General features: G+C 59.8%; 12 protein-coding genes and 1 pseudogene. 7 read left to right on the forward strand and 6 right to left on the reverse strand.

Annotation, left to right across the window (positions count from 1 at the left end; translation table 11 throughout):
- Positions 1-223: 223 nt before the first annotated feature.
- Positions 224-4,135 carry an ATP-dependent RNA helicase HrpA gene (gene hrpA, locus ACSQ87_RS08235; protein ID WP_223432032.1) on the forward strand — a complete coding sequence of 1,304 codons (3,912 nt, stop codon included), beginning with the start codon at positions 224-226 and terminating at the stop codon, positions 4,133-4,135.
- Positions 4,136-4,354: 219 nt separating this feature from the next.
- Positions 4,355-5,476: a beta-ketoacyl-ACP synthase III gene (locus tag ACSQ87_RS08240; protein ID WP_223432033.1), complete on the forward strand. Its 1,122-nt coding sequence runs from the start codon at positions 4,355-4,357 to the stop codon at positions 5,474-5,476.
- A 229-nt stretch (positions 5,477-5,705) separates the two neighbouring features.
- Here ACSQ87_RS08240 and ACSQ87_RS08245 read toward each other — a convergent pair whose 3' ends face one another.
- Positions 5,706-7,037, reverse strand: coding sequence for a putative porin (locus tag ACSQ87_RS08245; protein ID WP_223432034.1), 1,332 nt, complete (start codon positions 7,035-7,037; stop codon positions 5,706-5,708).
- Between the two features lie 282 nt (positions 7,038-7,319).
- On the opposite strand from ACSQ87_RS08245, the gene ACSQ87_RS08250 reads away from it, so the two are divergent.
- Complete coding sequence (locus ACSQ87_RS08250; protein ID WP_223432035.1) at positions 7,320-8,444, forward strand: GNAT family N-acetyltransferase; 1,125 nt, start codon at positions 7,320-7,322, stop codon at positions 8,442-8,444.
- Between the two features lie 15 nt (positions 8,445-8,459).
- Here ACSQ87_RS08250 and aqpZ read toward each other — a convergent pair whose 3' ends face one another.
- The 5 genes and pseudogenes from aqpZ to ACSQ87_RS08275 all read right to left on the reverse strand — a co-directional run bounded on the left by aqpZ (position 8,460) and on the right by ACSQ87_RS08275 (position 13,717).
- Positions 8,460-9,155, reverse strand: coding sequence for an aquaporin Z (gene aqpZ, locus ACSQ87_RS08255; protein ID WP_095127861.1), 696 nt, complete (start codon positions 9,153-9,155; stop codon positions 8,460-8,462).
- A gap of 342 nt (positions 9,156-9,497) precedes the next feature.
- The gene (locus ACSQ87_RS08260) at positions 9,498-11,330 is read right to left on the reverse strand and encodes an ABC transporter ATP-binding protein (RefSeq protein ID WP_223432036.1); all 1,833 of its coding nucleotides are present in this window, start codon (positions 11,328-11,330) and stop codon (positions 9,498-9,500) included.
- Positions 11,331-11,412: 82 nt separating this feature from the next.
- Positions 11,413-11,970 (reverse strand): peptidylprolyl isomerase, encoded by a 558-nt coding sequence (locus ACSQ87_RS08265; protein ID WP_046048081.1) that lies wholly within the window; start codon positions 11,968-11,970, stop codon positions 11,413-11,415.
- A gap of 3 nt (positions 11,971-11,973) precedes the next feature.
- Positions 11,974-12,779 (reverse strand): annotated as a pseudogene (locus ACSQ87_RS08270) (alpha/beta fold hydrolase).
- A gap of 14 nt (positions 12,780-12,793) precedes the next feature.
- Entirely contained in the window at positions 12,794-13,717 is a 924-nt protein-coding gene (locus ACSQ87_RS08275) for a LysR family transcriptional regulator (RefSeq protein ID WP_046048083.1), read from the reverse strand.
- 49 nt (positions 13,718-13,766) lie between these two features.
- On the opposite strand from ACSQ87_RS08275, the gene ACSQ87_RS08280 reads away from it, so the two are divergent.
- From ACSQ87_RS08280 to ACSQ87_RS08295, 4 genes are all read left to right on the forward strand, one after another.
- Complete coding sequence (locus tag ACSQ87_RS08280; protein WP_223432037.1) at positions 13,767-14,096, forward strand: 3-phosphoglycerate kinase; 330 nt, start codon at positions 13,767-13,769, stop codon at positions 14,094-14,096.
- 163 nt (positions 14,097-14,259) lie between these two features.
- The gene (locus ACSQ87_RS08285; protein ID WP_223432038.1) at positions 14,260-14,859 is read left to right on the forward strand and encodes an FMN-dependent NADH-azoreductase; all 600 of its coding nucleotides are present in this window, start codon (positions 14,260-14,262) and stop codon (positions 14,857-14,859) included.
- Positions 14,860-15,070: 211 nt separating this feature from the next.
- On the forward strand, positions 15,071-15,949 hold the full coding sequence (locus ACSQ87_RS08290; RefSeq protein WP_095127855.1) for a carboxylate/amino acid/amine transporter: 879 nt from the start codon (positions 15,071-15,073) through the stop codon (positions 15,947-15,949).
- The gene (locus tag ACSQ87_RS08295; protein WP_223432039.1) at positions 15,946-16,446 is read left to right on the forward strand and encodes a MepB family protein; all 501 of its coding nucleotides are present in this window, start codon (positions 15,946-15,948) and stop codon (positions 16,444-16,446) included. The genes ACSQ87_RS08290 and ACSQ87_RS08295 overlap by 4 nt, the downstream gene beginning before the upstream one ends.
- Positions 16,447-16,449: the final 3 nt, after the last annotated feature.

Below are 16,449 nucleotides of genomic sequence, written 5' to 3' on the forward strand. Positions count from 1 at the left end.
TGTAGCAGCTGTCGAGCCCCAGCGAGGCTGCGTTCGGCTGCGAAGCAGTCGTCAATTCAATCACCTCGGTTTACCTGAAACACCGCGCTGGCTGATTTTACGACCGCTTCGCAGCCGAACGCAGCCTCGCTGGGGCTCGACAGCTGCTACAAGGGATCTCGTTCGCCCTTTAAATCTGCGACAATCCGCCCCCTGCGCCACTAGACGACTTATTGCGTACCTGATGACTGACGAATCGCCTTCCATCGACAAACTGCTGAAAAACCTTGATCACGCCATGCTCGCCGACCGCCACCGGCTGCGGCGGCAGTTGCTTGAGCTGCGCAAGAAACCGGACGAGGCCAAACTGGCCCAGTGGGTGACACGCACGCAGGCGTCCTGTGATCAGGTGTTGGCGCGGCGGGCCAGCCTGCCGGTGATTCGTTACGACGACAGCCTGCCGATCGCCGCCAAGCGCGACGAAATCAAAGCAGCGCTGCTCAAGCATCAGGTGCTGATCATTGCCGGTGAAACCGGTTCGGGTAAAACCACCCAGTTGCCGAAGATCTGCCTGGAAATCGGTCGCGGTCAGCATGGCCTGATCGGCCATACCCAGCCCCGTCGAATCGCCGCCCGCAGCGTGGCGAGCCGGGTCGCCGAAGAACTGGCGACACCCTTGGGCGCACTGGTCGGCTATCAGGTGCGCTTCGAGGATCAGAGCGATTCCAATACCCTGATCAAGCTGATGACCGACGGCATCCTGCTGGCGGAAACCCAGAACGACCGCTACCTCGAACGCTACGACACGATCATCGTCGACGAAGCCCATGAACGCAGCCTCAACATCGACTTCCTGCTCGGTTACCTGAAAACCCTGCTGCCACGGCGCCCGGACCTGAAAGTCATCATCACCTCGGCGACCATCGACCTGGAGCGTTTCTCCAAGCATTTCGACGATGCGCCGATTGTCGAAGTCTCTGGTCGCACCTTCCCGGTGGAAACCTGGTATCGCCCGCTGACCCTGGAGCAGGACGAAGAGGGCAACCGCGTTGAAGACGACTTGACTGTGGATCAGGCGATCCTCGCCACCCTCGACGAAATCGCCGCGTTCGAACGCAGCGAACGCAAGAGCCCCGGCGATGTGCTGGTGTTCCTGCCCGGCGAGCGCGAGATTCGCGACGCCGCCGACATGCTGCGCAAGGCCCAGCTCAAGCACACCGAAATTCTGCCGCTCTACGCACGACTGTCGCCGGCTGAACAGCAGCGGATTTTCCAGTCGCACCCAGGCCGACGCGTGGTCCTGGCGACCAACGTCGCGGAAACCTCGCTGACCGTGCCGGGCATTCGTTACGTGATCGACAGCGGCACCGCGCGCATCAGCCGTTACAGCTACCGCGCCAAGGTCCAGCGCCTGCCCATCGAAGCGATTTCCCAGGCCAGCGCCAACCAGCGTAAAGGTCGTTGCGGACGGGTCGAGCCGGGCATTTGCATCCGCCTCTATGGCGAAGAAGATTTCATCGGTCGCCCGGAATTTACCGATCCGGAAATCCTGCGCACCAACCTCGCGGCGGTGATTTTGCAGATGCTGCATCTGCGCCTCGGCGAGATCACCGATTTCCCGTTTATCGAGCCGCCGGATGGCAAAGCCATCAGCGACGGTTTCAACCTGCTGCAAGAACTCTCGGCGGTCGACCGCAACAGCCAGCTGACGCCGCTCGGTCGCCAGTTGGCGCGCTTGCCAGTGGACCCGCGAATGGGCCGCATGCTGCTGGAAGCGGCGAAACTCGGCAGCTTGCAGGAAGTGCTGATCGTTGCCAGCGCCATGTCGATTCAGGACCCGCGCGAGCGTCCGCCGGAACGTCAGCAAGCGGCCGATCAGGCGCACGCGCAATGGAAAGACGTGGACTCGGACTTCGCCGGGCTGGTCAATCTGTGGCGTGGTTTCGAAGAACAGCGCCAGGCGCTGACCGCCAGCCCGCTGCGCAATTGGTGCCGCAAGAATTTCCTGAATTACCTGCGTCTGCGCGAATGGCGCGACTCCCATCGGCAGTTGAGCCTGATCTGCCGCGACATGCAGTTGAGCCTCAACAAAGAGCCGGCGGATTACCCGAAACTGCACAAAGCCGTGCTCTCGGGGCTGCTCAGCCAGATCGGCCAGAAAACCGATGAAGGCGATTACCTCGGTGCGCGTCAGCGGCGCTTCTGGATTCACCCGTCATCGGGCCTCGGTAAAAAGCGCCCGCAATGGCTGATGGCCGCCGAACTGGTGGAAACCACCAAGCTCTACGCACGCATGGTCGCCAAGATCGACGCCGACTGGATCGAGCCACTGGCCGGGCACCTGATCAAGAAAAACCACTTCGAACCCCATTGGGAGAAGAAGCGCGGTCAGGTGGTGGCGTTCGAGCAGATCACTTTGTTCGGGCTGATCGTGGTCGGTCGCCGGCCGGTGCATTACGGGCCGATCGACCCGGTGGTGTCTCGTGAGTTCTTTATTCGTGAAGGTCTGGTGCGCGGCGAGATTCAGTCCAAAGCCAAGTGCTTGTCGGCCAATGCGCAGTTGCTGGAACAGCTCGACGAACTGGAAGCCAAGGCTCGCCGTCGCGACATTCTCGCCGACGAAGAAACCCTGTTCGCCTTCTACGATGCGCGACTGCCGGCGGAGATCCACCAGACGGCGACCTTCGACAGCTGGTATCGGGTCAACAGCCAGAAAGACCCGCAGCTGCTGATCATGCGCGAAGAAGACGTGCTGGCCCGGGAGGCGAGTGAAGTCACCGCGCTGCATTACCCGGACACCTTGCACATCGGTGATCTGGAGTTGGCGCTGAGCTACCACTTCGAACCGAACCACCCGCGTGACGGCGTGACCCTGCGCGTGCCGGCGCCGCTGTTGCCGATGCTGCCGCCGGAACGTCTGGAATGGCTGGTGCCGGGCGTGATCGAGGCCAAGTGCATCGCGCTGGTGCGCAACCTGCCCAAAGCCCTGCGCAAGAATTTCGTGCCGGTGCCGGACTTCGTCAAAGCGGCGTTGCAGCGCATGACCTTCGCCGAGGGCTCATTGCCACAGACGTTGGGTCGTGAACTGTTGCGCATGACTGGTGCGCGGGTCAGCGATGAAGCCTGGGCCGAAGCGTCGCAGCAGGTCGACAGTCATTTGCGGATGAACCTGGAAATCGTCGACGGCCAGGGCAAGTTCCTTGGCGAGGGGCGTGATCTGGCGGAACTGACCGCACGCTTTGCCGAAGCCAGTCAGGCCGCGTTGGCTGTGCCGCAAACTGCGAAAAACCAGCAACCGGTGGAGCCGAAAGTGTTTGCCGCCGTCGCCGAGAAAACCCAGCAGAAGATTGCCGGGCTATCGATGACGGTGTATCCGGCGCTGGTGGAAGAGAGCGGCACGGTCAAGGAAGGACGTTTCTCGACGCCGGTCGAAGCCGAGTTTCAACATCGCCGCGCCTTGCAGCGTTTGCTGATGCAGCAACTGGCCGAACCGGCGAAGTTCCTGCGCAGCAAGTTGCCGGGGCTGACCGAATTGGGCCTGATGTACCGCGACATGGGGCGCATCGACAGTCTGGTCGAAGACATCCTGCTGGCCAGCCTCGACAGCTGCATTCTCGATGGCGAAGATCCGTTGCCTCGCGATGGCGCCGGGTTGGCCTCACTGGCCGAACGCAAGCGCGGCGGCTGGACCGAGCACGCCGAGCGCCTGGCCAAGCTGACGCTGGAAATCCTCAAGCTTTGGCACGGCCTGCAAAAACGCTTCAAGGGCAAGATCGACCTGGCGCAAGCCGTGGCCCTGAACGACATCAAGCAGCAGCTCAGTCATCTGGTGTATCCGGGGTTTGTCCGGGAAACCCCGATGCAGTGGCTCAAGGAATTGCCGCGTTATCTGAAAGCGGTCGAGCAGCGCTTCGAGAAAATCGGCGCTCAGGTGCAGAGGGATCGGGTCTGGAGTGGCGAGTTGTCTGGCCTGTGGACGCAATATCAAACCCGCGCCAACAAACATGCCCAGGAAGGCAAGCGCGATCCGCAGCTGGAACTCTATCGCTGGTGGCTGGAGGAATACCGGGTTTCCCTGTTCGCCCAACAATTGGGGACCAAGGTGCCGATCTCCGACAAGCGCCTGAACAAGCAGTGGACCCAAGTCGAACCGTAACCCCTGTGGGAGCGTTGCTCTCGCAAAAGGCGCCAAAACCCAATGTTTATGGCAAACTTCGCGCCTATAAACGCCGGCCCCGCGGTTTTGAGCCTTCACAGGTCTGGGCGGATCGGAAAAAAGCGATGCCAGGTTTGCTCCCCCTGGCGGGAGCAGATCCTTTGTGTGTTGGTACGTCGGTGCCAACACTTTCTGCCTGAACAGATTAGAGAAACGACCATGCATAACGTCGTCATCAGCGGCACCGGCCTGTACACCCCGGCCAACAGCATCTCCAACGAAGAGCTGGTGCAGTCTTTCAACGCTTACGTCGCGCAATTCAACGCCGACAACGCCGACGCCATCGCGCGCGGCGAAATCGAAGCGTTGACCGAGTCCAGCGCGGCGTTTATCGAAAAGGCGTCTGGCATCAAAAGCCGCTTTGTCATGGACAAAGAAGGCATCCTCGATCCGCAACGCATGGCGCCACGCCTGCCGGAACGCTCGAATGACGAGTGGTCGGTGCTTTGCCAAATGGCCATCGGCGCCGCCGAACAAGCCTTGCAACGTGCCGGCAAGACCGCCGCGGACATCGACGGCGTGATCGTCGCCTGCTCCAACCTGCAACGTGCCTATCCGGCCATCGCCATCGAAGTCCAGGAAGCCTTGGGCATCCAGGGTTTCGGTTACGACATGAACGTCGCCTGCTCCTCGGCGACCTTCGGCATTCAGGCGGCGACCAACAGCGTGCAACTGGGCCAGGCCCGGGCGATCCTGATGGTCAACCCGGAAGTCTGCACCGGTCACCTGAACTTCCGCGACCGCGACAGCCACTTCATCTTCGGCGACGCCGCTACCGCGGTGATCATCGAACGTGCTGACCTGGCGACGTCCAAGTACCAGTTCGACATTGTCAGCACCAAGCTGCTGACCAAGTTCTCCAACAACATCCGCAACAACTTCGGCTTCCTCAACCGCGCGGCGGAAGAGGGCATCGGTGCCAAGGACAAACTGTTCGTGCAGGAAGGCCGCAAGGTGTTCCGCGATGTCTGCCCGATGGTCGCCGAGCTGATCGCTACGCACCTGGAAGAGAACACGCTCAACATCAGTGACGTGAAACGCTTCTGGCTGCACCAGGCCAACCTCAGCATGAACCACCTGATCGTCAAGAAACTGCTGGGCCGCGAAGCCACCGAAGAAGAAGCCCCGGTGATTCTCGACACCTACGCCAACACCAGCTCCGCCGGTTCCGTGATTGCGTTTCACAAGAACCAGGACGATCTGGCCGCCGGTTCGCTGGCAGTACTCAGCTCGTTCGGTGCCGGTTACTCGATTGGTAGCGTGATTCTGCGCAAGCGCTGAGTTTGCCTTAAAAGATCGCAGCCTGCGGCAGCTCCTACACGGGATTGGATTTCAACGCGATATCGCGGTTGGAATACGGTCGGTGTAGGCGCTGCCGCAGGCTGCGATCTTTTTTTGCGCCAACAAAAAAACTCGCGCTGCAATATCGGACGGATGATGGGGACCGATACCACAACGCGAGTTTGTAAAAGCGCCTCGAGCTTCCTTGCCCGAGTCGTGTAGCGGGGAATCAGAACTTCGCTTCGGCATCCAGTTGCAGGGTGTTGATGTCGGAGTCTTTCTTGTTGAGGCTAGCGTTGGTTTGGTCAGATGTAGCCATGAAGTACGTCGCGCCGAGGTTGAAGTTCTTGTCCAACTCGTAGCTCACTTTCAACTTGCTGCCGCGCGAACCGGTGTAACCGTTGGCAAAGTCGGAGTCGGTGAAGGCGCCGACCACCGCGTTACGCTGTACATCGCGGTAGTTGTAGTCCACTGCGAAGCCGTAGATCTTGGACTTCACACCGGCCAACCAACCAGTGTCCTGATCGTTGCTCGCGTCTTTGTTGTTGACGTACTGACCGTACAACGAGAGCGGTACTGGCAGGTTGCTGAAGTCGAGCTGACCAAAGCCTTCGTACAGTTTGAAGGTTTCGTTCGGGCTGTTGCCGTTGACGGCCAGGGCGCATGGCGCGGTGACGGTGCCGGTGGTAGGGCAGGCGCTGTTCTTGTCGTTGTCGTACGAGTAGATACTGCCGCCCAAGGTCATTTTCATGCTGTCGGTGATGGCGAAGCGCGCACCCAACTGGCCAGCGTACAGGCGCAGGTCGTGTTTGAACTGCACACCCTCGCCGTCGACGTTGTCCTTGAGGGTGTAGTGACCGGCACTACCGAACAGCTCGGTGCTGCCGCCCAGCGGGTACTTGTAAGTCGCAGCCAGACCTTCCGGGTTGATGTCGCTATCCCAGATGATGTCGCCCATGCTTACCCATGGCTGAGACATCTTTCCGCCAATGAGGTGCAGGTTCTTGATCGCGTCAGGGTGGTAGTCGACGTAGCCCTGGTCCAGCCAGATCGACTTCTTGTCGAAGTAGTTGTTCAGGTCCTGGTTGGTGGAGCGGGCGTCATCGTTGCTGCCGGTGGCGATACGAATACCGGTGTCGACTTGCGGGTTGATTTCGCTGTAGGCACCCAGGCGGGCACGAATGCGCTGACGATCCTGGTCCTTGTTGTTTGGAACGCCATCGTTGTGGACGGTTTCTTCACGGAAACGCACGTCACCCTTGAATTGGGTCTTGGCGGCCCACGCCAGTTTCTGGTCGAAGGCGCTCAGAGTGTCGGTTTTCTTCGCAGTTGCTGCGATCTGCTCGTTGGTCTCTTGTTGAGCCTGGCGGGCGATTTGCTGGTCTTTTTGATCCCTGGCCAGCTCGGCTTGCAGTTCGGTGTACTGCGCAGGCGAAATCGATCCGTTTGCCTTGAGCATGTCGAGCAGTTTGGCGTCAACTGCGGCGCTGGCCGGAACACTCATGGCCAGCAGCAACCCACCACACAAGGCTGCCGCAGTTTTCGTGGAAGCAAGACGCATATCAATCTCCGAAGATGTAATGGGATGACTGAGCCATCCAGGACACAACCGACCGTTGACGGACGGAAAACAGTGACCAGGTATAGAACCCGGCGCTCTAAAAACAGGCGCCAGTATCGCGATGGTTTATGACAGAGCGGTGGCAAAGTGATGGCGTCTCGATGACGATACAAATAGGGCGTACACCCTTGTCCAGAGCCCTGTCGGCGGATTGCTCGTGTGGATTTTTTGGCGATGGGCGATACTCGCCGGGCTTTCACGCAAAGAAGTAGGGAAGAACTGATGCCGCTGCAACGTCTGGAAAGTCTGTCCGAAATCGCGTCGCAGACGTGGGACGCCCTGGTGCCCGAGAATCAGCCCTTTCTGCGCCACGCCTTTCTCGGCGCGCTGGAAGACAGCGGCAGCGTCGGCCCTCATTCCGGCTGGCAACCCGAGCATTTGTTGCACATCGAAGGCGATCGCCTGATTGCCGCGCTGCCCAGTTACCGCAAATGGCATTCCTACGGCGAGTACGTGTTCGATCACGCCTGGGCCGATGCCTGTGAGCGTGCGGGTATCGATTACTACCCCAAGCTGCTGACGGCTGTGCCGTTCAGTCCGGTCAGTGGCCCGCGTTTACTGGCCGCCACGCTCGAGGACGGTTTCGAACTGTTGAACAGCCTGCCGGGCTACCTTGAAATCGAACAACTCTCCAGTGCCCACATCAACTTCACCGACCCGTTCACTGACGCGGCCTTGGCCGAGCAGCCGGGCTGGTTGCAGCGAATCGGCTGTCAGTACCACTGGCAGAATCGCGGCTATCGGGATTTTCAGGACTTCCTAGACGTCCTTAGTTCGCGCAAGCGCAAGCAGATGCGCAAGGAACGCGAACAAGTGGCGGGGCAGGGCATTGATTTCGAATGGCTTGAAGGTAGGCAACTCGATCAGGCGCAGTGGGATTTTGTCTATGCCTGCTACGCCAATACCTACGCAGTGCGTCGGCAAGCGCCGTATCTGACGCGGGAGTTTTTCAGTTTGCTGGCCGAGCGCATGCCAGAGTCGATTCGCGTGGTGCTGGCCAAGCAAGGCTCACGGCCGGTGGCCATGGCCTTCAGTCTGGTGGGTGGCGACAGCTTTTACGGTCGTTACTGGGGCTGTCTTGCGGAGTTCGATCGTTTGCACTTCGAGACCTGTTTCTACCAGGGAATGGACTACGCGATTGCCAACGGCTTCCAGCGATTCGATGCCGGTGCCCAGGGCGAGCACAAGTTGATTCGCGGGTTCGAACCGGTGATCACTCATTCATGGCACTACTTGCGTCATCCCGGCCTGAAAGCGGCCGTCAAAGACTTCCTGCAGCAAGAGCGCGTTGGTGTGTTGGCGTATGCCGAGGAAGCGAGGACGGCCTTGCCTTACCGGCAAGACTGATCCTCACCCTGGGCTTCAGCTGCCTTCCTTGCCTAACCATCGATACGTCACGCCGCCGATCACAGCGCCGAGCAGCGGCGCCACCCAGAACATCCACAATTGCGCGATGGCCCAGCCTCCGACGATCAGCGCCGGGCCAGTGCTGCGGGCCGGGTTGACCGAGGTGTTGGTGACAGGGATCGAGATCAGGTGAATCAGCGTCAGGGCCAGGCCGATGGCGATCGGTGCCAGCCCGGCGGGGGCGCGCTTGTCGGTGGCGCCGAGGATGATCAGCACGAACATCGCCGTCATCACCAGCTCACAGACAAAGCCTGCGGCCATCGAGTATTTGCCGGGAGAATGCTCGCCGTAGCCGTTGGAAGCCAGACCGTTGGCGAGATCGAAGCCTTCCTTGCCGTTGGCTATGTAGTAGATCAAGGCCGCCGCGATAATCGCACCAATCACCTGAGCGATGATGTAGGCGGGCAGCTCTTTGGCGGGGAATCGACCGCCGACGAACAAACCGACCGAAACGGCGGGGTTGAGATGGCAGCCGGAAATATGGCCAATGGCGAATGCCATGGTCAGTACCGTCAGACCAAAGGCCAGGGCCACACCCAGCACCCCGATCCCCAGCGGAGAAGACGCGGCCAGGACCGCACTGCCGCAACCCCCCAACACCAGCCAGAACGTACCTAACAACTCAGTGACTGAACGTTTGAACAGAGACATGAGAGCGTCCTTGATAGGCTTCCTATCGAGACTGTATCGAGTGATGCATCCTGCACATTTACGACAGGCTCATCTCCAGAACCTTGGCTGATTACAGCAGGGTTTTGGCGGATTTCCAGTGGCCACAAAAAACCGCTAGAGCCCGTCATTGAAGGGCTGTAGCGGTTTTAATGATGTAGGAAGTCTATGTAGCAGCTGGCGCAGCCTGCGTTCGGCTGCGCAGCAGTCGTAAAATCATACAACGCGGTGTTTCAGGTAAAACGCATGTGCTGGATGAACGACTGCTGCGCAGCCGAACGCAGGCTGCGCCAGCTGCTACAAGGGCATTGGCGATCGACAAATTTAATCGATGCCGACAAACCCACCCGTCTGGTGCTGCCACAACCGCGCATACAACCCGCCATGGGCCAGCAGTTCGGCGTGGCTGCCGGTTTCGGCGATCTTGCCTTTTTCCAGCACCACCAGCCGGTCCATACGGGCGATGGTCGAGAGCCGGTGAGCGATGGCGATCACGGTTTTGCCCTGCATCAGGGTTTCGAGGCTTTCCTGGATCGCTGCTTCGACCTCCGAATCCAGCGCCGAGGTGGCCTCGTCCATGATCAGGATCGGCGCGTCCTTGAGCAGCACGCGAGCAATCGCTATCCGCTGACGCTGACCGCCGGAGAGTTTCACCCCGCGTTCACCGACGTGGGCGTCAAAACCGGTGCGACCTTCGGAGTCCGACAACAATGGGATGAACTCGTCGGCGCGGGCCTTGTGTACCGCCTCCCAGAGTTCGGCGTCGGTGGCGTCGGGTTTGCCGTACAGCAAATTGTCACGGATCGAGCGATGCAGCAGGGACGTATCCTGGGTGATCATGCCGATGCGCTCGCGCAGGCTTTCCTGGCCGACTTCGGCGATGTTCTGGCCGTCGATGAGGATGCGCCCGCCCTCCACGTCATAGAGGCGCAGAAGCAGGTTGACCAGGGTTGACTTGCCGGCACCGGAGGGACCGATCAGGCCGATTTTCTCGCCGGGCTTGATGGTCAGGTTGAGGTCGCCGATGATCCCGCTCTTCTTGCCGTAGTGGAAATCCACGTGCTCGAAACGCACCTCGCCACGGGTGACCGTCAGCGGTTTGGCCTGCTCGCGATCGGTGACGCTGACCGGTTGAGAAATGGTCTGCAAACCGTCCTGAACCATGCCGATGTTTTCGAAAATGCCGGTGACCACCCACATGATCCAGCCGGACATGTTGACGATGCGGATCACCAGACCGGTGGCCAGGGCGATGGCGCCTACGGTGATCAGCGACTGCGTCCACAGCCACAGGGCCAGGCCGGTGGTGCCGACGATCAGCAAGCCGTTCATGCTGGTGATGACCACGTCCATGCTGGTGACCACCCGGCCGGCCAATTGGGCTTTTTCGGTTTGTTCCTTGATCGCTTCGCGAGCGTATTGCTGCTCGAAGTTGGTGTGGGCGAACAGCTTCAGGGTGGTGATGTTGGTGTAGCCGTCGACGATCCGCCCCATGAGTTTGGAGCGCGCATCGGAGGACACCACCGAGCGTTCCTTGACCCGTGGCACGAAGTAGTAAAGGGCACTGATGAAGGCGGCGATCCAGGTCAGCAGCGGGATCATCAGGCGCCAGTCGGCTTCGGCGAACAGCACCAGCGAACTGATCGCGTAGATCAGCACGTGCCATAACGCGTCCACCGCTTGCACGGCCGAATCGCGTAGCGAGTTGCCGGTCTGCATGATGCGTTGGGCGATGCGCCCGGCGAAGTCGTTCTGGAAAAAATTCAGGCTCTGTTTGAGCACATAACTGTGGTTCTGCCAGCGAATCAGGCTGGTCATGCTGGGGCTCAGGGTCTGGTGTACCAGCAGGTCATGCAGGCCAACAAAAATCGGCCGAAAAACCAGGGCTACCACCGCCATCCAGGCCAGCTCGATGCCGTGTTCCTTGAAGAAATCGACGTTAGGTGTGCCTTGGGTCAGGTCGATGATGCGACTCAGGTAACTGAACAGCGCCACTTCGATCAGCGCACCGATCAGACCGACGAACAGCAGGACGGCGAAACTCGGCCAGACCTGCTTCAAGTAATAGGTATAAAAAGGCAGAACCCGATCCGGCGGAGCGGCCGTCGGGGCCTCGCGGAAAATGTCGATCAGTTTCTCGAAACGGCGATAAAGCATCAGTTCTCCGCCCGCGCACGGGCTCTCCTTTGAACAGTGTGAGCGGCGCACTCCGGCAGCCGCTCAAGACTTCCTATGTAGCTTAGTCGATGACTTTGGCCGACTTGATGAACACAGGATCGGCTGGCACATCTTTCATGCCGCCACGGGTGGTGGTTTGCGAGTTGACGATGACGTCCACCACGTCCATGCCTTTCACGACTTTACCGAAGACCGCATAGCCGTCACCGCTGTCGAGGAAGTCGTTGTCCTTGACGTTGACGAAGAACTGGCTGGTGGCCGAATCAGGATTAGAGGTGCGGGCCATGGACAGCGTGCCACGGACGTTATGCAGACCGTTTTTGGACTCGTTCTTGATCGGTGCCTTGGTTTCTTTCTGCTGCATTTGTTGAGTGAAACCGCCGCCCTGGACCATGAAGCCCGGAATCACACGGTGAAAAATCGTGTTGTTGTAGAAGCCGCTGTTGACGTAATCAAGGAAGTTCTTGGTACTGATCGGCGCCTTGACCGGGTCCAGTTCGATTTCGATCTGGCCGTTGGTGGTCTCTAGCAGCACGTGCGGCGCCTTGGCGGGCGTTGCGGCCATCAGGTTGGCGGCAAACAGAACGGAGCCAGCGACGAGGGCGATTTTTTTCAGCATGGGTCAGTGATCCTGAGTGAGGTGGTGTCGACTGCGGTGAGAAACTCGAGCAGCGTTTGGTTGAACATTTCGGGTTGATCCAGCGGGGTGGCGTGGCGCGAATCGGCGATCACCACCAGCCGCGCATCGGGCAGCAGTTTTACATAGGTCTCTTTCAGCGAGACCGGTGTGTAGTCACGGTCGGCGCTGACGATGAGGGTTGGACAGGAGACCCTCGAAAGTCGTTCCTGAACCCCCCAGCCAACGATTGCATCGAAGCTGGCGAGATAAGCATGTTTGTCGTTTTTTGCCCAGCGTTCGGCCATCTTTTGACGCAAATCAGCCTGTTCCGGTTTCGGGAACAGCTTGCCGCCCAAGGCCGTGCCGATGGCGCCCAGACTGAGGACGCGCATCAGGCTCCAGCGCTTGAACCACTGCCAGTAATCGTCGCGGCTGCGCAGTTTGACCTCGGGCGCGCTGTTGACGATGCACAGGCTTTTGAGCAATTGGGGCTGATCCACGGCCAGTTGAAAACCGATCATGCCGCCCATGGACAGGCCCACGTAATGAGTGGGGCCGAGGTTCAGGTGTTCAATGAGGGCGATCAGGTCGGCGCTGAACCCGGCGATGCTGTAGCGCTCGCGGGGTTTGTCCGAGCGACCGTGGCCGCGTACATCCGGCACGATCACCCGGTAGCGGGCCGACAGCGCCGGGATCTGCTTTTCCCAGTCCAGGGTGCTGGAGCCGAGCCCGTGAACCAGCAGCAACGGCGTGCCGTGGCCATATTCCTCATAGTGCAGGTTGCAACCTTCGTGTTCGAAATAGGCCATGCGTACACTCCGTGTCAGGCTTGTTCAGGGGCAGCGAAAGGTGCATCCAGCGGCGCAGTGTCGAAAGTGCGCAGCAGTTCGATGAGAATCTGCGTGGCCGGCCCCAAGGGTTTGTCCTTGTTCGAGTACAGGTAGAAGCTTGGGTTGCGGCTGCCGCCCTGGTCCAACGGTAGCAGCTTGAGCAGACCTTCCTTGAGTTCCCGTTCGATCATGTGCCGAGGCAACCAGGCGAAACCCAGGCCGCTGCTGACAAAGGTCGCCGCGGTAGCCAGGCTGCCGACAGTCCAGCGCTGTTCCGCGCCGAGCCAGCCGACGTCCCGTGGCTGCTGGCGACCGGAGTCGCGGATGACCACTTGCATCTGGGATTCCAGATCCTGGAAGTTCAGTTCGCGGTTCAGACGATGCAGCGGGTGTTCGGGGTGAGCGACAGCCACAAACTCTACGTCGCTCAATTCCGCGCCCAGATACCCGGGAATGCTGAGGCCAGTAATGGCCAGATCGGCCACGCCTTCGAGCAAGACTTCTTCTACCCCCGACAGCACTTCTTCGCGCAGACGCACCCGGCAGCCACGGCTTTGTGGCATGAAAGCGGTCAAGGCGCGAACGAGGCGGGCGCTCGGGTAGGCGGCGTCGACCACCAGCCGCACTTCCGCTTCCCAGCCTTGTTCCATGTGGTGGGCCAGGTCTTCCAGCTGACTGGCCTGTTTTACCAGTTGCCGCGAGCGGCGCAGCAACACGCCGCCGGCTTCGGTCAGCACCGCTTTGCGGCCGTCGATGCGCAACAGCGGCACGCCGAGCTGGTCCTGCATGCGCGCCACGGTGTAACTCACCGATGATTGCGAGCGGTGCAGCGCTTCGGCGGCCTGGGCGAAACCGCCGTGGTCGACCACGGCTTGTAACGTTCGCCATTGATCAAGGGTCACGCGGGGCGCTTTCATGAATAGCTCCTCTTGTCCTAAGCTGGCAGCCCTTTATGGAGACTGCTGAATGAAAAAGCTTTGTTGTGTGGTATCGGGTTGTGTGCTGCTGGCAATGCTGCCGCTGACGGCATTTGCTTATCCGATCGATGTGAAGAAAAACCTCAACGGCTTGAAGATTGACTACGAGACCTTCGACACGGATAACGACATCGGCTCCATCCGGGTGGCCAACTACGGCGACATCGATGCGAGCTGCAAGGCAGTTTTCAACAATGGCCCGGAAGCGCCGCGTACGCGCAAGATCGATGTGCCGGCTGGCAAACACAAAAACGCCACTGCGAAGTTCACCCGCAGCATTATCAAGCTGCGTATCGAGCTGACCTGCACGCCGAAATGACATCAAGCACCTGTGGGAACAGGCTTACTCCCACAGGACATGCTCAGCTTATAAACGAATTTATTGATGGGTTATAGCAGTTATTTGCGCTTTTTCATCGATATGACTCTGTTTAACCTTCACTCCATCGACTTACAACATTCTCAGATGGAGGCTACATCCCATGTCCCGCGTTCTGATCATCGAAAGCAGCGCCCGTCAGCAAGACTCGGTTTCGCGTCAACTGACCCAGACCTTCATCAGCCAGTGGCAAGCCGCGCACCCGAACGACCAGATCACCGTTCGTGACCTGGCCGTCAACCCGGTGCCGCATCTGGACATCAACCTGCTGGGCGGCTGGATGAAACCTGCCGAACAGCGCAACGACATCGAACAGGTTTCCCTGGAACGCTCCAACCAGTTGACCGACGAATTGCTGGCTGCCGATGTACTGGTCATGGCCGCGCCGATGTACAACTTCGCCATCCCGAGCACCCTCAAAGCCTGGCTCGACCACGTGCTGCGTGCCGGCGTGACTTTCAAGTACACCGACACCGGCCCGCAAGGTTTGCTCAGCGGCAAGCGTGCCTACGTGCTGACTGCGCGCGGCGGGATCTACGCCGGCAGCACCGCGGATCACCAGGAACCGTACCTGCGTCAGGTCATGGGCTTCATCGGGATTCACGACGTGACGTTCATTCATGCCGAAGGCATGAACCTGGGCGGTGACTTCCAGGAGAAAGGCCTGAGCCAGGCCAACGCGAAGCTTTCCCTCGTCGCCTGAGGCTTTAATCGCCAGATAATCCCTTGATGTTCAAGTGACCTGGCGCAACCCCTTCATGGCTTTACGCGCATCGAACCTCCCTTTGCACTTGTTGCTCCTGAGTGCTGTAGCCCGATTGAACGCTTTAGCGAGATCGGGCTTTTTTTTGCCCGGGATTTAGCGATGGCCGGCAAAAACCGCTATCGTCGCCGCCATTCGAAACGAGGCGAGCATGGGCTATCTACTTTTTGTCACGCTGATTCAGGCGTTTTCCTTCAGCTTGATCGGTGAATACCTGGCCGGTCATGTCGACAGTTACTTTGCGGTGCTGGTGCGAGTGGTGCTGGCGGGGCTGGTGTTCATTCCGTTGACCCGCTGGCGTTCGGTTGAACCGGCGTTCATGCGCGGCATGCTGCTGATCGGCGCGTTGCAGTTCGGCGTGACGTACGTCTGCCTGTACCTGAGCTTTCGGGTGCTGACAGTGCCGGAGGTGTTGCTGTTCACCATCCTCACACCACTGCACGTGACCTTGATCGAAGACGCGCTGAACCGGCGCTTCAATCCGTGGGCATTGGTCGCGGCACTGGTGGCGGTGATGGGCGCGGCGGTGATTCGCTACGACCGGATCAACCCCGATTTCTTCATGGGCTTCCTGCTGCTGCAACTGGCCAACTTCACCTACGCTGCCGGGCAGGTGCTCTATAAGCATCTGGTGGCCCGCCATCCGAGCGATTTGCCGCATTACCGGCGCTTTGGTTACTTCTACCTGGGGGCATTGGCGGTGGCGTTGCCGGCGTTTCTGTTGTTCGGCAAACAGAACTTCCTGCCCGAAGCGCCTCTGCAATGGGGCGTGCTGGTGTTCCTCGGCCTGGTCTCGACTGCGCTCGGGTTGTACTGGTGGAACAAGGGCGCGTGCCTGGTGAATGGCGGGACGCTCGCGGTGATGAACAATCTGCATGTGCCGGTGGGGTTGCTGATCAATTTGCTGATCTGGAATCAGCATGAAGAACTGGGGCGGTTGTTCCTCGGTGGGTCGGTGATTTTGATGGCGGTGTGGATCAGCCGGTTGGGCGTCAGGCGAGAAGTGCTGCCGTTGCGGGAACGTCCATGACGGACCTGATCGCCGCCATCGAGCAGATCTACAAGCCCGCAGGTATGACGTTAACGGATGAAGCTCGGCGCGAGGAGGAGAGTGCCGAATACGGCGCCTGCCGCTTCGGCCTCGATGGCCAGGCGATGGTCTTCCGAGTGGCGAAAACCACGCCGACCAAGATGGGTCAGTTCGTCACGCTGTGGAAGCGGCCAACGCCGACCAGCGAGATTGCACCGCTCGATAGCGGCGATGGCGTCGCCTTTGTGGTGGTGAGCGTTGCTGATGAACCCCATCGCGGGCAGTTTGTGTTTGACCGGGAGATACTCGCCGCCAAGGGTGTCATGTCGATTGGTGGCGAAGGTGGCAAGCGGGCGATTCGTGTCTATCCGCCATGGTCCAGACCCGTCGCCAAACAAGCGGTGAAAACGCAGCAATGGCAGTTGAAGTATTTCCTCGCGCTTGACCAAGGCGGTAATGCCGATCCCGTTCAGGTGCGCCGGCTCTTTGGAAAATAGCCC

Source organism: Pseudomonas sp. LjRoot277, assembly GCF_964253845.1.
GTDB lineage: Bacteria > Pseudomonadota > Gammaproteobacteria > Pseudomonadales > Pseudomonadaceae > Aquipseudomonas.